The following is a 22795-nucleotide window of genomic DNA, read 5'->3' as shown; positions in this document are numbered from 1 at the left end:
TCGGAAAATGATAAAAAGTCCTTTAAAATCAATTACTTATTAAATTAAAAAAAGTGCTCTACAGTGCGTTTTGCAATGATGGCTTTTTGGGGGATTGCAAATTGCATGATCGGTTTATCAGGCCGTGTTTTCAGGCGACATCGGCTACAGGTTCGAAGGACAATGACGACATGACAAAAGCGCCACATGCCGCTAAGATGCACGCCGTCCTCGCTGGCACCGATCGGTGTGTCGGCACGCAGTGTCTCAGTAGCTCAATTGGATAGAGCATCCCCCTCCTAAGGGGAAGGTTGCAGGTTCGAACCCCGCCTGGGACACCACACAAACAAGCATCACTGACTCTCTTCCGCCGCCGCCTCCTTCCCAGCCCCCTCATTAATCAACACCATGCTCTGCGGTGCAGACAGCGCTACACCCAATTCCCTCAGACGCCCCAAGACCGTAAACAACAGATCACTCCGTGCGCCACCCACCGAGCGTGGGCTGTTCACGTAGCCGCTGGCGCTGATGATCAAACCGGTATTGGTCAGGTCCTTGAAGGTGACTGAAGGCGCTGGTGCATCGAGTATCGCTTCGTGTTCGGTGAAGGCCTGCAACAGCAGTTCGCGTATTTGCAGGACGTCTGTTTCCAGGGGCAGGGTAAGGGTGATTCCGACCACGCCCAGCGCATTGCCCATAGTCACGTTGCGGACGTTCTGCGTGATGAACTGCGAGTTCGGCACGATCACTGTTGAGCGGTCGCCCATCTGGATTTCGGTCGCGCGGACGTTGATCCGGCGAATATCGCCTTCGACCCCCGCCAGGCTTACCCAGTCGCCGACTTTGACCGGACGCTCGGTCAGCAGAATCAGGCCGGAGATGAAGTTCTGCACAATGGCTTGCAGGCCGAAACCTATCCCCACCGACAGCGCACTGACCACCCAGGTCAGATTGGTGAGGCTGATATTGAGCGTGGACATCACCACGGCTACCACCAGCACAAAGCCGATGTAACCGATCAGGGTCACCAGCGAGGCCTGCATGCCTGCGTCCATGTTGGTTTCGGGCAGCAGGCGTTCTCCAAACCACTCCTTGAGTACACGCACACTCAGCAGGCCGACGACCAGGCAGACCAATGCCACCAGAATGTCGCTGGGGACAATGTTCAGGTTGCCCATGGATTTGGACGTGACATCCAGCTGAGTAAAGCTGGCGAGCAGGTCGCCCGGGCTCGACCCTGAAGGCATGAACGCCAGCAGTACAGCGGTGAGCAGAAGCAAGGTGCGGCCTATGCCGGCCAGTACGGTACTTGCCTGCGCCTGATGGCGAGTGGACAAGCCCAGCGCTGAGCCCAGCGCCAGGCCGCCAGGTTGTTTGGGTGACAGGAGGGTTTCGCAGATGTCACCGAAGCAGGCGATCAGCAGGTATGCAGTGGACGCCACCACGCTGATCCAGAGCAGTTTCACTGCCAGAAAGTAAGCCAGCGTCAGGTAGCCGCTCAACAACGCCAGCAAACTCAGGCCGACCCACACCGCAACGATAAACGGAATCAGCCCGGCGAAGCCTGCCGGCCGCTCTAGTTCAAAGCGGCGGCGGGTACGGCGGTAGCGCAACAGGGCGTAGAAGAACACCAGCGAAACCGCCAGTGCCGTCAGGCCATTGACCGCAACCGTCAGTGCCAGGCTGCTGGCAATCACACTGTTGATTCGTTCCTGCGTGCCGATGACCATCAGTGCCAGTGCCAGGGCAGGGGGGAAGCGGCCCAGTGCGGTGGCAATCTGGTCAGGAATTTGCGGCAGGCGCCACGAGGCATGTGCCAGCATCAACAGCGCGCGGCCCAGACCGACGATGAAGGCGCAGAAGGTAATCAGCGTCTGCACCTGATCGAGCAGATTGACCACGTCGTTGCTGAGCACCGCGTTGTGGACGATTCCCCAGCGCAGCAAGGAAGTGGCAATGGTGATGGTGAGAATGGTCGACAGCCCGACCGCCAGGGCCAGGGCGCTGCGGCGCAGGCGGCCTTCGGGCAGCCAGCGAATCATCGCCCAGATCAGCAGGCGCTCCAGCAGGCGCCGGACAACCACCCAGATGAACAACGCGCCCAGCACCACGCTGATGAATTGCACACGGTTGTCCGGTGCCATCGCGTTGTTGAGTACTTGGCGCACGTCCACCAGAAGCCTGTTCAGGCGTCCCAGGTCGTCATCGGTCGGGCGAATCAGCGTGGACCAGAATGCCGAACTGAGCGGGCTCGCCGTGCGCGTGCTGATCTGTGAATCGAAAAGGCTGCGGCGCAGGTTGAATATCTGCGTAGCCAGATCCCGGGCTGACTGGCTCAGCTCATTGGTCTGACGTTCATCATTGACCAGCGCGTTTTTCTGCGCGGTCAACGTCTTGCGCTGACTGGTCAGGCTTTGCGCTTCGTCCGGTTGCACCGGCCCGAGAATGTTGAGCTGATCATTCAGGTGTTCGATATCGACAGCCTGCTGAGCAATCAGATTGTCGGCTTGTTTCTGGACCTGCAAAGCCGCCTGGCGCAGGCTTGAAAGCAGGTCGTCGTTAGCGCTGACCGTCACTTTCTGACGGATCTGATCGAGCTGTTGGCTCAGATCATCCAGGCTCGGGGCATCCACGGCAGGGGTCGCGCTGCTGGCGCTATCGGCCTGGGGGGCGGGAGCATTCTGGGCCAGGGCCGGCAAGGTCACGCAGAGCAAAAGCAAGGCGAGCAACCCGGTACGAAAACGGTTCAGCGAAGCGTGCTGCATTCTTTTTCCTTCTTTCTCTGCGCTATGCGGCCAGGCGAGGCCTGTGGTTCGAGCCCGAGTTTTGTATGGTTTTGAGCGGCATTCACTGGCCGCCCGAGATCGGCGCACAGGATATCAAGGCGCTCACGTTTGAGCGCTGTCAATGCGGGCCAACCCATGCCTGAAGGCTGCATTTTCAGCAGAATCTTCTCCGATTGCCAGGCTTGCTGATCAGCCGAGTGGATACTACTGGCCTAACAAGTGTTAGGTAAACGTTGACTCAGAACAAAAGTACCGCTACGGTGTGGCTACCTAACGATAGTTAGGTAGGTGTTTTACCCTACCTCACAGGCCTGACCATGACCTCTAAATTGCGACTTTTCACCTCTCCTTCGGCTTTTCCGAATCCTCAACGCCTGCGTTTGTTCATCCACGAAAAAGGCATTGCCGATCAGTTCGAAGAAACCATTTATGACATGACGCCGGGTGGAGAGCAGCGTGGCTGGCGTCATCTGAACATGAACCCGTGGGGTGAAACACCGACCCTGGAACTGGCAGACGGCAGCTTCATATCCGAGACGGCCGCTATCGCTCGCTATCTGGATCAGTCTTATCCGGGCCGCAAGATCATGGGCGAGGGCGCTCTGGAGCAGGGCCTCGATAGCATGTGGGACAACCGCATCTGGGTGCATATCCTCTATCGGATCGTTACGGCCTTTCACGTGCTGCACACCGGACTCGGTTTCAAGCTTGAACTGACCAAGAACGAAGCATGGGGCGAGCACTGCCGCAAAGAAGCGCTGAGCCACGCGGCATTGGTCAATCGTCATTTGTCCGATGGTCGCGAATGGCTGCTGGGCGGCGATGCGCCAACGTTCGCGGACATCACGCTTGCAACTGCTATTGCCTTCTCCAAGTTTCCGGTCAACGCCACGCCACTGGATGAGCGTTTCGAGTTTCTGGACCTGTACTGGCAGCGCTGGCAGAAACGTCCGGCTTTTCAGGCGGCCTATGCTGATCGCAGCAGCGGTATTCCCGAGCTGGACTCGCCGGCCGAGTGATTGAGCTGTTTTTACGCTCACCTTATCGCCGGGAACGTCATGCGGGATGTTCTCGGCGATAGCCGTTTCAGCTTGTGAGAAACCGACGATGGCCGTTCAGCAGCGTATGGCTGCTGCCATGCGCCACACCGTCTTTCTACCTAACAAAAGGCAGGTTTTTGAATTAGCATGTGCCGGTCTCCAGAAACGCGTCCGAAGTACAAGGCACTACGATGACCATCAACGCCCGTGAGGCGATCCTGCTTGCTGCGAGAAATATCGCCCAGTCCCAGGGCTACAACGGCCTGAACTTTCGCGATCTGGCCGCCCAGGTCGGAATCAAGCCGGCCAGTATTTACTACCACTTCCCCAGCAAGGCTGATCTGGGTGTCGCTGTTGCCAGGCGATACTGGCAGGACGGTGCCGCTGTACTTGAGACGATCGCCGAAGAAACCCCCGATCCCAGCGAAGCATTACAGCGCTTTCCGGAGATCTTCCGGCGCTCGCTGGAGGTTGAAAACCGCCTTTGCCTGGGCACTTTCGTCGGCGCTGAAACCGACAACCTGCCGCCGGAGATGACTGAAGAAATGCAGCTATTCGCCCAGGTCAACATTGCCTGGCTGAGCAAGCTTCTGGTGGCAGCGAACATTTGCCCGCCTGCGGACAGCGAGGTGCGGGCGCAGGCCATTTTTTCCGCTGTGGCGGGCGCTCAACTGGTTGCCAGAAGCAGGTCGGACATTTCCCTTTTTGACACGTTGATCGACACCTATCGCGCCTGCGGGCCATTGCCGAGCCAAGTCAGTATGGAAAGGCGCTGATACGTCCAGACTATGGCATCTATACCGGCAAGCGAAACTGCTTGCGCAAGCTTTTATCGAACGCTCCGGCAGGCGCGAAGCGCCGTAGCAGGCTGATTTGTCGGGCGGCCTTGCCGGCGGTGTATCGATGCCGTGGGCGAACATCGCTCGCCGCTTTCAGTACCACCGCTGCGACAACCTCGGGCAGGTCGGCTGTCGGCATCACATCGGCGAGCAACGCACGGACACCCGCTCGCGCCTGATCATACTCCGGCAACCGTGAGTCCGGCTCGATGCCGTTTTGATCGAAGACGGTGCGTACGAATGCCGGCTCAATGATCGAAACCCGGACGTTGAAGGCGCGAATTTCGTGATCGAGCGATTCCGAATAGCCTTCCAGAGCATGTTTGACCGCCGAATAATGAGCCGAGTAGGGCGCGGGTATCAGCCCCAGAACCGATCCGATATTGATAATGCGTCCCCGACCTTGTTGGCGCATCGACGGCAGTACTGCGCTGGTCATGCGCATGACGCCAAACAGATTGACGTCGAACAGTGCCTGCACTTGCGGGATCGAGAACTCCTCGGCCCCGCCCAGCATACCGATGCCGGCATTGTTGACGAGCAGGTCGATACGCCCGGTTTTCGCAAGCACGGTGGCAACGAGCGCGCGGACAGAGTCGTCATTCGTGACATCGCAGGTCAGCATGGAGACCTTTGCATAACTGTCACCAATTTTGCGGCTTGTGCCAAACACGGTATACCCCGCGCGCGCCAGCGCCTCTGCGGTGGCACGACCGATGCCCGATGAGGCACCCGTGACGATGGCGGTTCTTTCGGAAGAGGTGTCCATTTGATACTCCAATGCTCGACAGATGCGGGCCTGAATGGTGGCTGAGTGGACGTTGAATAAACGCTTACTTGATCTTCACGACGACCTTGCCTTTGGCACGGCCCTGGCCCAGGTATTCAAGCCCTTCGCTGGCCTGTTCAAACGCAAAGACCCTGTCAATCACCGGTGTTATGTGGCCACTTTCGAGCAGCCTGGCGATGTCGCCAAGTTGAGCGCCATCCGCGCGAACAAACAGAAACGAGTACGACACATTCTTCTTCCTCGCCAGGCGCGTGATTCTGCGGCTCATCAACCCGAATACGAAGGTGAAGAAGGCATTCATCCGCCGAGCCCTGGCGAATGCCTTATCCAGCGGGCCGACCAGGGATACGATCCTGCCGCCGGGCTTGAGGATGCCGACAGCTCTTTCAAGGTCGTCTCCCCGGGTGGTGCCGAGCACCAGGTCAACGTCGTGCAGCACTTGTTCAAATGCCTGCTCTTTGTAATTCACGACTTCATCTGCGCCCAGGCTGCGAACCAGCTCCATATTCCCCGCGCTGGTGGTCGTGGCCACTTTGGCGCCCAGGTGTTTGGCCAGCTGGATGGCGAAGGTGCCGATACCTCCAGACCCGGCCGGTATGAACACCTTCTGGCCCGCTTTAAGAGGGGCGCGTTCCTTGAATGCCTGCCACGACGTAAGCGCGACCATCGGGATGGAGGCGGCCTGAACAAAGTCCAGATTGGCGGGTTTCAATGCGGCAGCGTGCTCCGGTACGGCGGCGAACTGGGCGATGGCGCCCCCACGCAGTTCGAACAGGCTCGCGAATACTGCGTCGCCTGCCTTGAAACGAGTGACTGCGCTGCCTACTTGAATGACCATGCCTGCCAGATCGCTGCCCATGGTGGCCGGTAGTTGCAACTTCACTACAGGCTTGAAGACCCCCGTAGTGATGATGTTGTCGATCGGGTTCAACCCGGCCGCGTGAACTTCCACCAACAGTTCGTCAGGTTTGATGGCCGGTATGGGGACGTGGGTAATCGCAATCTCAGGCGACTTGCCGTACTTTTCGAATGTCAGTGCTTTCATGACGCTCTGATTCCAGTGTCGTCGAACAAGGGTGTGGATCTGCCGCGGCTTGACCCGCCTCAGGCTTGCGGGCGATAGCGCTCGGCCGCCTGAGCCTGTCGAATGTCCGACAACAGCCCTTGCCGCGCCTCATCCAGCGAGTCCCAACGACCCGCTACATGCAGCGGCGGAATGGTCACCTGTTCGCGGCGGTCGTAGCCCACCAGTGCCGCATCAACCAGTTCGTCGACGTCCATCACCTCTGCAATCGTGTTCAGATCGATCCCCGCACGCTCCCAGATTTCGGTGCGCGTGGCCGCCGGAAGCACCGCCTGGACGTAGACGCCGTTGGGCGCCAATTCCACGTTCATTCCCTGGGAAAGGAACAGCACGTAGGCCTTGGTCGCACCGTAGACCGACATGCCGAACTCTGGCGCAAAGCCCACCACCGAACCGAGGTTAACGATCGAGCCCGAGCCGGACTGCGCGAAACGTGGGGCCACGGCGGCCGCAAGGCGTGTCAGGGCGACGATATTGAGGGCGACAAGCTTGTCGATGGACTCGGCGTTCTGTTGCGCGAACCCTCCGGATTGAGCAATGCCCGCGTTGTTGATCAGCACACCGATGCTGGCGTCCTCACGCAGGCGGGTTTCCAGAGCTGTGAGGTCGGCAGCTTGAGTCAAATCGGCCTGAATGACTTCAACGGCAACGCCGTTTTCTTCACGAAGGCGTGCTGCCAGATCATCAAGACGTGCCTTGTCACGAGCGACCACTACGAGATTGTGACCGCGACGGGCAAATCGTTCGGCATATACCGCGCCGATGCCGCTGGAAGCACCGGTAATGAGAACAGTGGATGGCGTTGTCATGGAGGATGTACTCGTAAACTGCGTGGAGGAGATGGCAGTTATGATTACGATCAAAATCTAAAATGTCAACGTATTGATGTTGATCGACATCAAAAATAGGCCGTGCTGATCCTGCTCGGGTTTCGGAAGGGGACGTGGGGAACATCATGGGAAGACGTGCGGGCAAATTGCATGCACACCGCCAAAACCGCTTCTGCGCAAGCGCAGTCACGACGGCGGTTGTGTATCGATCTGATGGAGGTCAGTGCGTCTGTTTTCAGTCTGACGGCATAAGCACGGCGCATGTCATCAATTGCAGTACCGACTCGGCAGAGGGAATAGGGGGGGTATTCGTCTTTCTGTCGATGGTCAGGGAAGCGTAGCCATGCGCGGTGCTCCAGGCGAGGAAGGTGCGCTGTTCAAGCAGTTCCGGGTCGGGCTCGCTACCGTATTTTGTTATCCAGGCGTTGCGTATCGACTGGCGGAGGACTTGCAGCGCACGTTCACCCGATTCGAGAAGCCTGGGCAACGTGCGGTTTACACCCGCGCCAAACATCAACCGGAAGTGCTCCGGGTAACTTTTGGCAAAACTTACATAACCAATGCCGCAACCCAGGAGGGTGTCGTCAAGTTCCTGTTGCACGGCAACGATGACGTCGGCCATGCGCTCATACCCATCGGCCACCACCTCCGCCAGCAGATTTTCCAGAGAGCCGAAATGGTGGGCGGGGGCGGCATGAGAGACATTTGCCCTTCTGGCGCACTCGCGCAGTGACATGCCGCGGACTCCCGCTTCCCCCACGATATCCCAGGCGGCCTGACGCAGGACGGCGGGCAGATTGCCGTGGTGGTAGGTCCGTGGGGCGTCTGAAGTCGACATGTAAGGCTCCCTATCATGAAACAAAAGTTATATTCCCATCGGTTCAGCCTATCTTGTCGGTGACAAGATAGGCTGTTCTAATGGCGCCAGATCATCTGACGGGCGTGGGGAATAGCGATGAGCGACATCATCAACAGGCTTCGACTATTGACGCTGCGCGGCATGTTCACGCTGAGCAGCCGTATTCTACCGGGCATCACTGGAAGATACCTCGCTCAACGTTTTGTGACTCCTCAGGCGTCCGGACGTGCCAAGGCTGCCGAAATCCTGAGTACAGCGACGGATGTGCAAACCGGTAGCCTTGAACTGGACGGCATCAGAATTGCCACCTATGTCTGGGGCGATCCCTCCAGCCAGCCGTATGTGTTGCTGGCCCACGGCTGGTCAAGTTACGCAATGCGTTTTATCGGATGGGTCCCGTTACTGCGCTCGATGGGTTACGCCGTGGTGGGGTTCGATCAGCCCGCGCACGGGTTGAGCGCAGGCAATATCAGCCACATGACCCAGTTCGTGGCTGTGCAGCAGCACGTGGGACGCCATTTCGGAAAACCTGCGGCGGTGATAGCGCATTCATTGGGCGCTTCATCGATTGTTTTCGCTCAGGAACAGTCGTGGTGCCCTGATCGTTTTATCCTGATTGCGCCGTTCCTTGCACCTACGGACAGCGTACTTCAACTATTCGATTCGGTCGGTGTTGCCCACACAGTATTCAAACCTTTCGAGGGCGTCCTGCACTCGCTGACCGGTCGCCGCTTTGCAGACTACGACGCCAGTTCGCGACTGCCGCTGCTTGATCGTCCCGCCCTGATCATTCATGACCGCCGTGACCGTGAAACACCGTGGGAAAAGGGCGCTCGTTTTGCAGAACTATGGCCGGGGGCGCGTCTGTTTACCACTGAAGGGCTTGGTCACAATCGGCTGATTGATCACCCTTCGGTGATTGCGGAAGCGATGAACTTTCTGAAACCGGATCATCGTTAACGGCATCCGCAACGGATGGCCTTTCCGACGGTTCCACTCTGAAGCGTCTATACGCAGCTTCATGAAATCCGTATGTGCCAGTTGGATCTGGCTCGTTTAATTGCAAGATGAATCTGGCTCGTTTAATTGCAAGATGAATAACGGAAGCCAGATGCGTTTCCGCTCATCACGAGCTGAGCTTCTTTTAAAAGTCCTGACACGGCCGGACAGGCGAGTCAGCGTCTTCAGAAGTGGGAGGCCGCTATGGGTTTTAATAATTTTTCCGATGAATTGGCGGTGCTTGAAATCGTCCGCAGCGCCAACTTCGTCCGCCCTGGAAAGTTGACGTCCGGTCAAATTTATCTCGCGTTGATACGCCTTCAATCAGACGTTCCGGCGGCCGGGGATTTTATGGCAATGATTGATGAGCTGGTCAAAGAGGGTCTGCTGGTTTCAGCCGCTGTGCTGGAGCACGACATCTCGTTTCCCTATGTCCAGCACATTGTTCTTGGTGTTACCGAAACAGGTGCGGCCGTACTGGAAGACCGGAGTTTTCAGGCTGACCTTTTTTACGTGTGATCGACGGTGCCGTTTCTTGCTTTTGGTGTAGGCGAGCTGCCGGATGGGCTGAATGGAACAGTCGAGCAGAGCAGGCCGCTGCCTAACGCTTTCCGGCAGCTGCCTTGCCACGTCAGATTCGGAAACTGCCCACCAACTGCGTCAATCGAGTGGACTGCTGTTCAAGGTCAGTGCACGCGCGCAGGGTCGCGTTCAGGTTCTCTACGCCTTGCTGGTTCAGCGTATTGATCTCGGTGATGTCCACGTTGATCGCTTCCACGACGGCGGTCTGCTCTTCGGTGGCAGTCGCCACCGACTGGTTCATGCCGTCGATTTCGCCGATACGCTCGGTGACGTTTTCCAGACTTGTCACGGCCTTGTTGGCAATCTCGACCGTTTCAACGCTCTCGCGCTGGCTGTCGTTCATGATCGCCACGGCTTCACGAGCACCGGATTGCAACTGCTCGATCATCTCCTGCACCTGACTCGCTGATTCCTGGGTTCGGTGCGCCAGGCTGCGGACTTCATCGGCGACCACGGCAAAACCTCTGCCGGCCTCACCCGCACGCGCGGCCTCGATGGCCGCATTGAGGGCCAGTAGATTGGTCTGTTGGGAGATGCCGGTAATCACGTCGAGGATCTGGCCGATGTTGGCTGTTTTGGTATTCAGCGTCTCGATCTGCTCGCTTGCGCTGCTGATGCGTTTGGAGAGACGGCTCATGGCCGAGATGTTCTGTCCGACTACGTCCTGCCCGTTAGATGCCAACGTCCGTGCATCGCTGGAGTGCCCCGATGCACGCGCGGCGTTCTGGGCGATCTCCTGTGTTGCGGCGCCCAGCTCATTGATGGCTGCGGCGACGCTGTTGGTGCGGTGAGACTGCTGATCGGAATTGAGCATCGACGAGTTGGATGCGTTCAATACGCGCTGGGCAACTTCGTTGAGCTGCACGGTGGAGGAGGCGACTTCACGCATCGAGTCATGGATTCGCTCTACAAAGAGGTTGAAGCCGTTGCCCAGATAGCCGAACTCGTCTTGGCTCTCGATAATCAGGCGCTTAGTCAGGTCACCTTCGCCGGCAGCGATATCGTGCATGGCGCGGCCCATCAGGTTCAGTGGCCGCAGCAGGACGCTCAGGAGCATGCCCAGCAGCAGGATGATCAGCACCACAGCAATCACAGTGGCCACGATGGCCGAGTTTCTGAACTCGCCCAGCGCCGCATAGGCGATGTCTTTATCCATCGCCACGCCGACGTACCAGTTGACCGATGGCAGACCGTCCACGTGAGCGAAGGTAAGGATCTGTGTCTTGCCGGCATATTCGCTTTCACTGAGGTCTTGCGACAGCTTCGGTGTGTTCGTCGGGTAGACTTCGGCCAGCGTCTTCATCACCAGCGAGGTGTCCGGATGAACCAGAATGCGGCCATTCGCATCGACCAGGAACGCGTATCCGTCGCCGTGCAGTCGCAGTGAACTGATCATCTTTACCAGGATTTCCAGGCTCAGGTCACCGCCAATCACGCCGGCCACGCCAGACTCACCCTTGATCGGTGTGGCAAGGGTCACGATCAGGCCCTTGGTCACCGCGTCCAGATACGGCTCGGTGAGGATGGTTTTGCCGGCGCGAACGGCATCGACATACCACGGCCGCGTTCGCGGGTCGTAATCGGCCGGCATGTCATCAGGCGGCTGGGTGACGAAGGAGCCATCACTTCTGCCCTGGTAAATGCTCATGAAGGTGGCGATCAGCGTGGGTTGGCCGAGCACCCGATTCTGCTCTTGCGCGGACTGAGGCGAAGAGGCGTTTTCCGCCAGGTTCTCTACCAGAAGAATTCGCCCTGAAAGCCAGTTACGGATATTGCCAGCGGTGCTTTCGCCCGTCTGGTTAAGGTTCTCCTTGAGCTGCACGCGCAACGCATTGCGCTGCAGATAATCGTTGTAAAAGGTGAACAGTGTGAAGGCGGCGATCACCACAAGGGACGCTGCCAAGAGGATTTTATGACTGAATTTTAACGATGTTCTCATGCCGGTATGAGCCTTTAGAGGGGTATTACGCAAGGAGTCATAGGTAGTGGGTAAAGCTGGGGTGGTTATCGGCGGGAATCGATGTTTATGAATGTCATATGTCATATAAATGACAAAACACCTGAAGGTTTCATCCTTCAGTTCAGAATGACGCTGTCAGTTCAGTAGGCAGGGTGATTCAAATCGAGATACCACTGTGCATAAGGCGTGTTTTTCACCTTGCGCTGATTGAAGTCCTCGGCGCCATCGGTCCACCAGACCTCACCGCGCTCGCCAAGCGCAACCTTGGCCTTGTCCACACTGGTCCGAGCCGTCTTCAAGGCTTCGGGGTCTTCGGACGCCTTGGCGGCCTTGACTGCACGACGTGCAGCCATCAGCTCATCCACCAGGTGCTGGCGGACGTCGTCGCTCAAAGAGGGATTGGAGCACCGCCAGAGTTGGTCCCTGACCACAAAATACCGACCGTCAGGCGTGGTCGGATTCACCCTACGAAAACCCGCGCGCGACCGCGTCAGCGCCGATCAGGCCTGTCACTCGCCCGGCCAGCGCATCCAGCCCGAACGGCTTGGTGAGCACTTGCGTGCAAGGCCGCAGGTGGCAATCGTCCAGCACGGATGTTTTGGCATAACCGGTGATGAACAGGGTCGGCAGGCCCGGTCGACAGTCGCCTGCCGCATCGGCCATTTCCCGGCCATTCATGCCGCCCGGCAAGCCTATGTCACTGATCAGCAGGTCGATGCGTGTGTCCGACTGCAGGATCTGCAAACCTGACTGTGCGTCTGCCGCTTCCAAGCAGTTGTAGCCCAGACCGCTGATGACTTCGGCGACGAGCATCCTCACCGAGGGTTCGTCGTCCACGATCAGGACGGTTTCGCCGGTGTGATGCGGCGGTTCTTCAATGACTTCCGGCTCGACGGGGCGGGGAGCATTTTCAGCAGTGTGGCGTGGCAGGTGCATGACCACGCTGGTGCCCTGGCCTTCGACCGATTCGACGCGAATCTGCCCGCCGGACTGGCGCACAAAACCATACACCATCGACAGCCCGAGACCGGTGCCGGCACCTATGGGCTTGGTGGTGAAGAACGGTTCGAAGGCTTTGGCGGCAATGTCCGGACTCATGCCGATGCCCGTGTCGGTGACCCGTATGCTCAGGTGCTCGCCGGCAGGAATGCCATGGTCCGGATCGGTGCACTCTTCAAGAGACGCGTTAGCGGTCTCGATGATAATGCGCCCGCCGTTGGGCATCGCGTCACGGGCGTTCAGGCACAGGTTCAGGAGCGAGCTTTCCAGCTGGGCATGATCGATCAGCGCAGGCCATAGATCATTCTGGGCGACGACCTTTATGTCTATCTCCGGGCCGACGGTACGGGCGATCAACTCTTCCATGTCATGAATCAACCCGTTGACGTCGGTGACTCTCGGCGACAGTGTCTGGCGTCGGGAGAACGCCAGCAGACGGTGAGTCAGCGACGCCGCGCGGCGTACCGCACCCTGGGCGACCGACACGTAACGGTCAACATCGCCGACGCGCCCCTGAGCCAACCGTTTGGTGATCAGTTCCAGGCTGCCGGAAATACCGGCCAGCAGGTTGTTGAAGTCATGAGCGATGCCTCCGGTCAGTTGCCCGACGGCATCCATCTTCTGCGAGTGGCGCAGGGCGTCTTCGATCTGCTCGCGTTCGAAAACGGCTTGTTCGATGCGCTGTTCGAGTGTCTGATTGAGTTCTCTGACCGCTTCTTCGGCTTTTTTTCTGGCGGTGACATCAACAGACGAGCCGATCAGACCGATCACCTCGCCGTTTTCATCGAGCAAGGGCGCTTTGGTCGAGAGCCACGTCGCTGCAGAGCCGTCAGGCAGGTTGACGTGTTCTTCGATCTGTTCGCTGACATTGTTCTGCATGATCCGGCGGTCGGTTTCCATGAGCACCCGTGCCTGCTGCGGATCATCCAGAAACTCCAGGTCCGTCTTGCCGATGAAAAACGCGGGCGGTTTGCCGATCAGTTCAGCGGTGCCACGATTGGCGACCAGCATGCGACCCTCGAGATCCTTGGCGTAGACGACGCCGGGAACGGCAGCCGTGAATATCCTCAGCAACTCGTTGAGCCGGTCGCGCTCCTCTTCAGCCGTGCGACGGCTGTCTATATCGAGCAATACGCCCGGACTGCGAACAGGTTTGCCGCGACTATCGCGCTCGATTCGTCCGCTGGCTTCGATCCAGCGATAAAGACCGTCTTCATGCAGAACCCGGTATTCGCATCGGTAGGTTTCGCTGCTTTGAAGCGCGTCCTCGATTGACTTGTCGACTCTGGCCGAGTCGTCGGGATGAATGGAGGCAATCACCAGTTCCAGTGGCAAGCCTTTGGCGCACAGCTTCGGGGACAAACCGAAGGTCCGGGCAAAACGCTCATCGCCGGTCAACTGATCGGCAATGATGTCCCACACCCAAGTGCCGACAACTGCCCCTGAATCCAGGGCGAGTTGTAGCTGCTCGGCCGCTTCCTGCTCCGAAGGCGGGGGTGGCTGGGGGGCAAATGGCCTGCCGCCAGAAACATCATTGCTCATCACTATCGACCCACTTGAACGCCTGGTTCACAAAGACTCAGTCATAGGGCAGCGCAGCGGCCTGAAAGTTGTACAAAATTTATTCTATTTTGTGCCTGATGCCTCACAGAGCGATCAGTAACACTCGATCATTCCATGATTCTGGATAGGGTGATATTAAATTAATATCATTTGAGGTGCGCGCTATTTTCAGCGGAGCAGGCAGGGCAGCGCTTTCAGGTCATGCCGGGCTCGGCGAGTCACCTGAAAGCGCTGGTTTCATTCAAGTATTCAGCGTCCTGCGAACGTCTCAATGCTGGCCGACGGGCGCAGGCAGGTTGGCAGCCTGCACCGGCGACCAGCGGGTTAGCGCATAAAACACTGCGCCGCCCAGGATGCAACCGGTAAACCAGGCGAAGTTGGCAATCGGCTTGAACCACTCGACAAAGGTGAAGCACAGACCGACCAGTGCAGTGAGCAGCAGTGCCTTGACCGCGATCCAGTTGACGCCGTTGGTGTACCAGTAACGACCGCTTGGCGTGTCATTGAACAGGGCGTCGACGTCGATCTGCTGTTTCTTGATCAGGTAGTAATCCACCAGCAGGATGCCGAACAGCGGGCCGATACAGGCCGCCAGCACGTCCAGAGTGTAATGGATCACTTCCGGGTTGTTGAACAGGTTCCAGGGGGTGATGAAGATCGACGCTACGGCAGCGATCATGCCGCCTGCACGCCAGCTGATGCGGCTGGGCGCCACGTTGGCGAAGTCGAAGGCAGGGGAAACGAAGTTGGCGACGATGTTGATACCGACCGTCGCGGTCACGAAAGTAAAGGCGCCGAGCAGCACGGCCGTGGTGTTATCGATGCGCGCGACGGTCGCGATCGGGTCGTGGATCATCTCACCGAAAATCGGCAATGTGCCCGAGACGATCACCACCGTTACCAGTGAAAACGCCAGAAAATTCACCGGCAAGCCCCAGAAATTGCCGCGGCGCACGTCGGCCATGCTGCGGCAATAGCGGCTGAAATCACCGAAGTTCAGCGTCGGCCCGGAGAAATACGAGACCACCAGCGCGATGGCCATGACCACTTGCCCGAACGCCGCCCAGCCGGACAACTCTTTTTCAGCCAGGGTGAAACTGATGTTGTCCCAGCCGGCGCGCCAGACAATCCAGCCTGCCAGCGCGAACATCACCGCGTAAACGGCAGGACCGGCCCAGTCGATGAAACGTCTGATCGACTCCATGCCGGTCCAGAACACAGCAGCCTGAACCACCCACAACGCCAGAAAGCCGGACCAGCCAAGCCACGACAGCCCGAGAAAGGTCACATTCTGATACGCAGCCAGTTCCGGGAAGAAACGCAGCACCACGATCACTAGCGCGCTGGACGCCAGGTAGGTTTGAATGCCGTACCACGCCACCGCGATCAGCCCGCGAATGATGGCGGGAATGTTGGCACCGAAGACGCCGAAGGCCAGGCGGCAGATGACCGGGTAGGGCACGGCGGCTTGCTGACTGGGTTTGGCCACCAGATTGGCGATCACTTGAATGATGCAGATCCCCACCAGCAGCGCGATCAGCACTTGCCAACTGGCCAGGCCCAGAGCGAACAGACTGGCCGCGAAAACGTAGCCGCCGACGCTGTGCACGTCGCTCATCCAGAACGCCAGGATGTTGTACCAGGTCCACTTCTGCGGCACCGGCCCCAGATCGTGGTTGTGCAAGCGCGGGCTGTACCCGGTCGGGCGTTGATCTGTCATTGCGTGACTCCCTCGGTGTGTCGTGACGGGATCGGAGTACGATCGGCGATTTTTTTGTATACGATCGTGTACGCAAAAAATGTGCCATACGATTATCATTCGGCCTGGAATGGTCGCGAGTCTTGTTTCAGGGCGCTTGTACCGAGACGGGTGGGTAAATCAGACAGGTTCGAACCTGCGCTTGAAGTGCACGTAAACAGGGCGCTTTTGCTCATTTACGGTGCGATTCATACGTTTTCAACTGAGAAGCCATTTGGCGCGCTGCTAAATTGCGCTACTCATCATGTTCCGCATCAGGCACTATTCTTGTATACGATCTGTAATGCCAATGTGATGTGAAGCCATGATCCGATCTGACAGTGCCCCGTTGTTTCTCACGCCTTCTGCCGATGAAAAAGGCCGTGATGAACAGATTTACCAGCATGTACTGGAAGCTATCGTCGAACATCGGCTCGCTCCGGGGACGCGCTTGCCCGAGGACGCTTTGGCCGACGTATTCGAGATCAGCCGTACCGGTATTCGCAAGGTCTTGCAGCGTCTGGCGCTGGAACGACTGGTGACCCTGCGCCCCAAGCGCGGTGCAGAGGTTGCGCAACCGTCGGCTCAGGAGGCACAGGATGTATTGGGTGCCAGGCAACTGATCGAGCCCGCGCTGATGGCCGATATCGCCACGCGAGTCGCCGGTCAGTGCCTGCAAGCCCTGCGCGCGCTCTGCGATCAGGAGCATGAGGCGCAACACGCCGGGCGCCACAGCGAAGCGATTCAATTGTCGGCGCGTTTCCATGTGCAACTGAGCGCGCTGGCGGGTAATCAGGTGTTGACCGAGCAGGTTGCGCAACTCACCACGCGGTCCTCGTTGATTGTGGCGGTGTACGGCTCGCGACGCAGTGTCGGCTGTGATTGTGGCCAGCATGTTGACTTGCTGACCTTGCTCGAAAGCGGGCACGGCGAACAGGCACGTGAATGGATGGCCGAGCATCTACGGCGCATCCGTGCCAGCCTGAATGTGGATGCGCCGGTCAGCGAGACAGTGGATTTTCATAGCATTTTCAAACGGCGCTGAAGGAGTTCCGGTGCGTATTCAAGTAATCAACCCCAACACCAGCGAAGCCATGACCCACAAGATCGGTCTGGCCGCGCAAGCCGTGGCGCGCCCTGGCACACAGATCATCGCCTGCAGTCCGGCGGATGGCCCGGTGTCCATCGAAGGCCATTTCGACGAGGCGATCGCGACCCTTGGCGTGCTGGAAGAAATACGCAAAGGCCGTGAGCAGCAGGTCGACGCGCACATCATCGCCTGTTTCGGCGACCCCGGCCTGCTGGCGGCACGCGAGTACGCCAGCGCCCCGGTGATCGGTATCGCCGAAGCGGCTTTTCACATGGCCAGCCTGATTTCTACCCGTTTCGCCGTGGTCACCACACTGACCCGCACCCGGATCATCGCCGAACATCTGCTGCAGCGTTATGGCTTCAGTGAATTATGCACATCGGTGCGCTGTATCGATCTGCCGGTGCTGGCGCTGGAGGAAAGCGGGCCGGAGCTCATCGAATGCATGGCCGAACAAGCCCGTCGCGCCCGTGATGACGAAGGGGCGGGAGCCATTGTGCTGGGTTGCGGCGGGATGGCGGATCTGGGCAGGCAGTTGAGCGAAGCGATCGGCCTGCCGGTCATCGACGGCGTGGCTGCGGCGGTGAAACTGGCCGAATCGCTGGTGGATCTGGGCCTGACCACCAGCAAACACGGCGACCTGGCCGACCCCATCGGCAAACCGTTCAAAGGCCGGTTTGCCTACCTGAGCCGTTGATGGCTTCTGCCCGAAGGGCGTAGGAGCGAACGTGTTCGCGAAAGGGGCGGCATGAACGATGAACATTCATCGTCTGAATACCGTTCGCGAACAGGTTTGCTCCTGCGGCCTTAGGCCAGAATCAAAAGCGAACTTGTATCTCACATAGCCGGCACGCCACCCCCGACCAAGGCTTCGGTCGTGTCGTCGGGCACCACAATCGTATTGTTGCCCGGCGTCAGGATGACCTTGCGGCAATCCTCTTTCTTCTTGTCGAACAGCTTGTAGCCCTTCGCCGCATCCTCCAGTGACATCCGGTGCGTGATGATAGCTTCGGGCTCCAGGCGGCCGGCCTCAATGTGTTCCAGCAGTTCAGGCATGAAGCGATGCACGTGGGTCTGGCCCATCTTGAAGGTCAGGCCCTTGTCGAACGCATCGCCGAACATGAAGCCGTGGATGAAACCGGCATATACGCCTGGCACACTGACCACGCCGCCACGTCTTACCGCCGCGATGCACTGACGCAATGCCTTGCCGCTGCTGCCTTCCAGCTTCAGCGTGGCCAGGATGGTTTCAGTGGTGCTGCCCTTGGCCTCGAAACCCACCGCATCCACAACGCCGTCCACGCCACGCATGCCAGCAGTCTGGCGGATGATCGTGTCGGCCGGATCATCATCTTCGTCGAAGTTGATCGGGATCACGCCGTAGGTTTTCTGCGCATAGGCCAGACGGTACGGGTGGTGATCAACCATGAAGATCTTCTCCGCACCGAGCATTTTTGCGCACGCTGCGCTCATCAGGCCGACCGGGCCAGCCCCATAAATGGCAACAGTCGAGCCTTGGCCTATCCCGGCGTTGAGTACAGCCTGCCAAGCGGTGGGGAGAATATCGGAGAGGAACAGAACCTTCTCGTCAGCCAGCGTGCCCGGCACCTTGAACGGACCGACATTGGCCTTGGGCACGCGCACGTATTCGGCCTGGCCGCCCGGGACGCCGCCATACAGATGGCTGAAGCCGAATAGCGCCGCTCCTGGTGGAATCGACTTTTTGTTAAGAATCGCGCCACGTCCGGTGTTGGTGGTTTCGCAGGCCGCGAACAGGTCGATGTTGCAGAAAAAACAGCTGCCGCAGGCGATGACGAACGGGATCACCACGCGATCGCCTTTGGCCACGGCCGTGACGGCCGAGCCGGTTTCTTCCACGACGCCCATGAACTCGTGACCGAAAATGTCGCCATGTTCAACCGTAGGGATTTTGCCGCGATACAAGTGCAGGTCGGAACCGCAGATAGCCGTCGCGGTTACGCGCAGAATGATGTCATCCGCTTGCTCGATCACGGGGTCCGGCACCGTGTCGACCTTCACATTGTTCGCACCGTGGTAAGTCAAGGCTCTCATGGTTAATCCTCAATGGCAGCAGGAATTCCGCTCCGTTACTGAAGATGAACCATGAGATTTTTGTTGGTTCAGCGCGATTGGTTGACGTGGGACTAACGGTAGGTCAGTTGCGGAACGCCGTCATATCCTGCAACAGCATGCCCATCAGGCGGTTGGCGCCGACACTCAGTTGACGGCCCAGGCGGCTGATCAGGTGGGTCTGCGGGGTGCTGAACACCTCATGCTGCAAGGGCAGGGCCCGCAATGTTCCGGCCTTTATTTCTTCCTCCACGACAAAGGTCGGCAGCAGCGTGACGCCACCCTGCATGGCGAAATGCTTGAGCATGGCGAAAGTGCTGCAGGTCAGCGTCGGCTGCACAGTGATGCCCAACTGGTGCTCGGCTTGCAGCAGAATCTGGCGGATACCGTAAGACACTGCGGGCAGGGCGACACGGTAGTCTTCAAGTGCCTGGAGCTTTATCGGGCCTGGTTCTTCCGCCAGCGGATGATTCGGCGCGGTGATCACACAGACCGGTTGACGCTGATGCGCATGCGAGCGGATTTTCGGGTCGGCAGCCGGGTTGAAGACCAGGCCGATGTGCGCTTCATCCTCGACCACCTGGCGAATCACTTCGTTGCTGCCACACACGTTCACGATCAGTTCGATCCTGGGGTACAGCTCGGAAAACCGGGCCAGCGGCTGCGCGAGACTTTCCAGAAACCCCTCTCCGGAGACCAGCGTCACCGAGCCGCTGTGCAAGCCTTTCAGAGCCTGAATCGAATCCAGCAGGACCTCCTGCTGCGTCAGTCGCTGGCGGTAGTAGGCCAACACCTTGTCGCCCGCCTCGGTCGGTTTGACGCCGCGTCGATGACGCTCGAGCAGTGGAGAGCCCAGCTCCTGTTCCAGTTGCGCGATCTGACGGCTGACCGCCGAAGGCGCAACGTTGAGGAAGTCGGCAGCAGCCCGGACGCTGCCCAATCGTACGGCTTCGAAAAAATACAGGATGCGTCGATCTTGAACGAGGCTCATGGGCTTCCAGTGTTGCGCTAAAGGCAACATAAATTCGATTTTTGGATTATTGCTGAGAGGGGAGAGCGCTGTCCATACTCGAATCATCAGCACATTGCAGGCCGAAAGGGCCCGCAGCGTCATCCTCTAATTCGTACAAAATCTTTGATCGGGATGCAGACATGACTTTGAAAGCAGGTGTGATCGGATTGGGCAACATGGGCGGCGGCATGGCTGCGACGCTGGCGGGCAAGGGCTTTGATGTCAGCGGCTTCGACCTGTCGCAGGCCGCACTGGCCCAGGCCGAAAGCAAGGGCGTCAAGCCGGTTGCCGATCGCACGCAACTGATTCAAGGCGTGGACATTCTGATCCTCTCGCTGCCCAAGGCCGAGCATGTGGAATCGGTGTGCCTCGGCGAGGGTGGCATCAACGAGGTGGGTCGCAAGGGCCTTATCGTCGTCGATACCACGACTTCAACGCCGGAAATGAGCCGCAAGGTCGCCACCGAACTGGCGAAGAACGGTATCGCGTTCATCGACGCGCCGGTGTCTGGCGGCCCGAAAGGCGCAGCCACCGGCACCATGTCGATGGTCATCGGTGCCGAGGACGCCGACCTGGCGCGCGCCATGCCAATCCTGGAAGGCATGAGCGGGACACGCGTGCACGTCGGGCAATGTGGCGCAGGCAATGTCGCCAAGATCGCCAACAACATGCTCGCCGCCTGTCACCTGATCAGCACTGCCGAAGCCGTGGCGATGGCCGCGCGTGCAGGTGTCGATCCGGAAAAACTTCTGCAGGGCCTGAATGCCGGTTCCGGACGCAGCGGTGCCACGCAAGTGATGTTCCCGACCTGGGTACTCAACAAGGCCTATGACTCGGGTTTCACCATGGGCCTGATGCGCAAGGACGTTGGCCTGGCCAGCGATCTGGCGGACAGCCTGGACATGGACCTGCCGCTGTCGCGCGTCGTCGCACAATTGTGGCAGGCCAGCAGTGAAACCCTGGCGGACAATGAAGACTTCTGCGCCATCGTGCAACGCACCGATGGCAAACTTTACGGTCATGGAGAATAAGCGATGAGCACTGCAAAAATCCTCGAACTGATGCGTCCTTACTGGGGCGATCGCAGTGTCATCGCCAGCTACGTAGGCGGCCAGTTCATCGAAGGTCACGGCGCGCCCGTCGAAGTGCGCAATGCCCACGACGACAGCCTGTTGCTGAGTTTCCCGGATGCCGACGAGTCGTTGGTCGAAGTGGCCGACAAGGCCGCCAGGGCTGCACAACAACAATGGTGGGCACTGACCGCTCAGGCGCGTGGCCGCGCCATGTATCAGGTGGGCAATCTGATTCGTGACGAGCTGGAAAACCTCGCTCAGATTGAATCCCTGACCGCCAACAAGCCGATCCGCGATGCGCGTGTCGAAGTGCTCAAAGTGGCCGAGATGTTCGAGTATTACGCCGGTTGGGCGGACAAGCTGCACGGCGACATCATCCCGGTGCCGACCACGCACCTGAACTATGTGACCTACGAACCACTGGGCACGGTGTTGCAGATTACGCCCTGGAATGCGCCGATCTTCACCTGCGGCTGGCAGATCGCCCCGGCGATTGCAGCGGGCAACGCGGTCATTCTCAAACCGTCGGAACTGACCCCGCTCAGCTCGCTGATGGTCGGCGTGCTGATCGAGCGTGCCGGCGTGCCGAAAGGGCTGGTCAACGTGATTGCCGGTTTCGGTCATTCCATCGGCCAGGCGTTCATTGCCAAGGCTGACATTCGCAAGGTGGTGTTCGTCGGCTCACCCGCCACTGGCCGGCATATCGCTGTGGCAGCGGCGCAGCGTTGCATTCCTGCGGTGCTGGAACTGGGCGGCAAGTCGGCCAATATCGTGTTCGACGATGCCGACCTGGAAGTCGCCTTGCGCGGTGCCCAGGCTGCGATCTTCTCCGGTGCCGGGCAGAGCTGTGTTTCCGGTTCGCGCCTGTTGGTGCAGGAGTCGATCTTCGAGAAGTTCACCAATGCCCTGGCGGTGGCTGCGACGCAGTTCAAGGTCGGTGACCCGAGCGATCCGGAAACCCAGATCGGCCCGATCAACAACGCCAAGCAATACAGTCATGTGAAAAACATGGTCGAGCAGGCGCTCAAGGACGGCGCAAAACTGGTGGGCGAGCACGCTGATCCGATCCCGGAAAAGCCCGGTTACTACATCAACCCGACCGTTCTGGCGGGCACCAACGCGCTGTATTGCGCGCAGGAAGAAATCTTCGGCCCGGTGGTAGTGGCGATTCCATTCAAGGACGAAGAGGACGCGATCCGCATCGCCAACGACAGTCGTTTCGGTCTGGCCGGTGGTGTCTGGACCCGTGATGTCGGCCGCGCTCACCGCGTTGCAAAGCAAGTGCGAGCGGGGACCTTCTGGGTCAACGGTTACAAGACGATTCACGTCAGTTCGCCGTTCGGCGGCTATGGTGAGAGTGGTTATGGCCGGTCTTCCGGTCTGGATGCCCTGCGCGAGTACAGTGAAGTGAAAAGCGTCTGGGTCGAAACCGCCGCCAAGCCAGCCGCCAGCTTTGGCTATGGCGCGAGTCTGGAGTAAGC

Annotated in this window: 19 protein-coding genes, 1 tRNA gene and 1 pseudogene; 9 read left to right on the top strand and 12 right to left on the bottom strand. The window is 58.9% G+C overall.

What is annotated here, in order from left to right:
• Positions 1–243 precede the first annotated feature (243 nt).
• A tRNA-Arg gene (locus tag PI739_RS10795) sits at positions 244–320 on the top strand.
• Positions 321–332: 12 nt separating this feature from the next.
• Here the strand turns inward: PI739_RS10795 and PI739_RS10790 are convergent.
• Positions 333–2744: a DUF3772 domain-containing protein gene (locus PI739_RS10790; RefSeq protein ID WP_054080884.1), complete on the bottom strand. Its 2412-nt coding sequence runs from the start codon at positions 2742–2744 to the stop codon at positions 333–335.
• 338 nt (positions 2745–3082) lie between these two features.
• Here PI739_RS10790 and PI739_RS10785 point away from each other — a divergent pair, with 338 nt between their 5' ends.
• Together PI739_RS10785 and PI739_RS10780 are read left to right on the top strand one after the other, a co-directional pair.
• On the top strand, positions 3083–3784 hold the full coding sequence (locus tag PI739_RS10785; protein ID WP_054080885.1) for a glutathione S-transferase family protein: 702 nt from the start codon (positions 3083–3085) through the stop codon (positions 3782–3784).
• 212 nt (positions 3785–3996) lie between these two features.
• The gene (locus tag PI739_RS10780) at positions 3997–4581 is read left to right on the top strand and encodes a TetR/AcrR family transcriptional regulator (RefSeq protein WP_054080886.1); all 585 of its coding nucleotides are present in this window, start codon (positions 3997–3999) and stop codon (positions 4579–4581) included.
• A 19-nt stretch (positions 4582–4600) separates the two neighbouring features.
• Here the strand turns inward: PI739_RS10780 and PI739_RS10775 are convergent, their stop codons facing one another.
• The 4 genes from PI739_RS10775 to PI739_RS10760 all read right to left on the bottom strand — a co-directional run bounded on the left by PI739_RS10775 (position 4601) and on the right by PI739_RS10760 (position 8186).
• Positions 4601–5413: an oxidoreductase gene (locus PI739_RS10775; RefSeq protein ID WP_054080887.1), complete on the bottom strand. Its 813-nt coding sequence runs from the start codon at positions 5411–5413 to the stop codon at positions 4601–4603.
• 64 nt (positions 5414–5477) lie between these two features.
• On the bottom strand, positions 5478–6479 hold the full coding sequence (locus PI739_RS10770; RefSeq protein WP_054080888.1) for an NADP-dependent oxidoreductase: 1002 nt from the start codon (positions 6477–6479) through the stop codon (positions 5478–5480).
• A gap of 59 nt (positions 6480–6538) precedes the next feature.
• Positions 6539–7327 (bottom strand): SDR family NAD(P)-dependent oxidoreductase, encoded by a 789-nt coding sequence (locus PI739_RS10765; protein ID WP_003369923.1) that lies wholly within the window; start codon positions 7325–7327, stop codon positions 6539–6541.
• A 256-nt stretch (positions 7328–7583) separates the two neighbouring features.
• Complete coding sequence (locus tag PI739_RS10760; RefSeq protein WP_003434607.1) at positions 7584–8186, bottom strand: TetR/AcrR family transcriptional regulator; 603 nt, start codon at positions 8184–8186, stop codon at positions 7584–7586.
• Positions 8187–8303: 117 nt separating this feature from the next.
• Here PI739_RS10760 and PI739_RS10755 point away from each other — a divergent pair, with 117 nt between their 5' ends.
• Together PI739_RS10755 and PI739_RS10750 are read left to right on the top strand one after the other, a co-directional pair.
• Complete coding sequence (locus PI739_RS10755) at positions 8304–9167, top strand: alpha/beta hydrolase (RefSeq protein ID WP_054080889.1); 864 nt, start codon at positions 8304–8306, stop codon at positions 9165–9167.
• A gap of 243 nt (positions 9168–9410) precedes the next feature.
• Positions 9411–9725 carry a hypothetical protein gene (locus PI739_RS10750; RefSeq protein WP_003434609.1) on the top strand — a complete coding sequence of 105 codons (315 nt, stop codon included), beginning with the start codon at positions 9411–9413 and terminating at the stop codon, positions 9723–9725.
• A 112-nt stretch (positions 9726–9837) separates the two neighbouring features.
• Here PI739_RS10750 and PI739_RS24880 read toward each other — a convergent pair whose 3' ends face one another.
• The 5 genes and pseudogenes from PI739_RS24880 to PI739_RS10730 all read right to left on the bottom strand — a co-directional run bounded on the left by PI739_RS24880 (position 9838) and on the right by PI739_RS10730 (position 16030).
• Complete coding sequence (locus tag PI739_RS24880) at positions 9838–10602, bottom strand: methyl-accepting chemotaxis protein (protein WP_371124892.1); 765 nt, start codon at positions 10600–10602, stop codon at positions 9838–9840.
• 90 nt (positions 10603–10692) lie between these two features.
• Positions 10693–11727 (bottom strand): annotated as a pseudogene (locus tag PI739_RS24875) (HAMP domain-containing protein); the annotation flags it as partial.
• 161 nt (positions 11728–11888) lie between these two features.
• Positions 11889–12212 carry a hypothetical protein gene (locus PI739_RS10740; RefSeq protein WP_080377301.1) on the bottom strand — a complete coding sequence of 108 codons (324 nt, stop codon included), beginning with the start codon at positions 12210–12212 and terminating at the stop codon, positions 11889–11891.
• 1 nt (position 12213) lies between these two features.
• The gene (locus tag PI739_RS10735; RefSeq protein WP_054080891.1) at positions 12214–14289 is read right to left on the bottom strand and encodes a hybrid sensor histidine kinase/response regulator; all 2076 of its coding nucleotides are present in this window, start codon (positions 14287–14289) and stop codon (positions 12214–12216) included.
• Positions 14290–14578: 289 nt separating this feature from the next.
• Complete coding sequence (locus PI739_RS10730) at positions 14579–16030, bottom strand: NCS1 family nucleobase:cation symporter-1 (protein WP_003369940.1); 1452 nt, start codon at positions 16028–16030, stop codon at positions 14579–14581.
• A 343-nt stretch (positions 16031–16373) separates the two neighbouring features.
• On the opposite strand from PI739_RS10730, the gene PI739_RS10725 reads away from it, so the two are divergent.
• Together PI739_RS10725 and PI739_RS10720 are read left to right on the top strand one after the other, a co-directional pair.
• Positions 16374–17093 (top strand): GntR family transcriptional regulator, encoded by a 720-nt coding sequence (locus PI739_RS10725; protein ID WP_054080893.1) that lies wholly within the window; start codon positions 16374–16376, stop codon positions 17091–17093.
• A gap of 10 nt (positions 17094–17103) precedes the next feature.
• Positions 17104–17835 (top strand): aspartate/glutamate racemase family protein, encoded by a 732-nt coding sequence (locus PI739_RS10720; RefSeq protein ID WP_054080894.1) that lies wholly within the window; start codon positions 17104–17106, stop codon positions 17833–17835.
• 140 nt (positions 17836–17975) lie between these two features.
• Here the strand turns inward: PI739_RS10720 and PI739_RS10715 are convergent, their stop codons facing one another.
• Positions 17976–19211 (bottom strand): zinc-dependent alcohol dehydrogenase, encoded by a 1236-nt coding sequence (locus tag PI739_RS10715; protein WP_054080895.1) that lies wholly within the window; start codon positions 19209–19211, stop codon positions 17976–17978.
• A gap of 103 nt (positions 19212–19314) precedes the next feature.
• A complete protein-coding gene (locus tag PI739_RS10710) occupies positions 19315–20220 on the bottom strand; it encodes a LysR family transcriptional regulator (RefSeq protein ID WP_003434613.1) in 906 nt (301 codons plus the stop codon).
• A 161-nt stretch (positions 20221–20381) separates the two neighbouring features.
• Between PI739_RS10710 and PI739_RS10705 the strand changes: the two genes are divergently transcribed.
• The gene (locus tag PI739_RS10705) at positions 20382–21272 is read left to right on the top strand and encodes an NAD(P)-dependent oxidoreductase (RefSeq protein WP_003434614.1); all 891 of its coding nucleotides are present in this window, start codon (positions 20382–20384) and stop codon (positions 21270–21272) included.
• 3 nt (positions 21273–21275) lie between these two features.
• The gene (locus PI739_RS10700; protein WP_096107482.1) at positions 21276–22793 is read left to right on the top strand and encodes an aldehyde dehydrogenase family protein; all 1518 of its coding nucleotides are present in this window, start codon (positions 21276–21278) and stop codon (positions 22791–22793) included.
• Positions 22794–22795 lie beyond the last annotated feature (2 nt).

The sequence above is a fragment of the Pseudomonas cerasi genome (assembly GCF_027983475.1).
GTDB lineage: Bacteria > Pseudomonadota > Gammaproteobacteria > Pseudomonadales > Pseudomonadaceae > Aquipseudomonas > Aquipseudomonas cerasi.
Note: the sequence above shows the minus strand (reverse complement) of the source record. Positions and strands in the feature narration are given on the sequence as shown.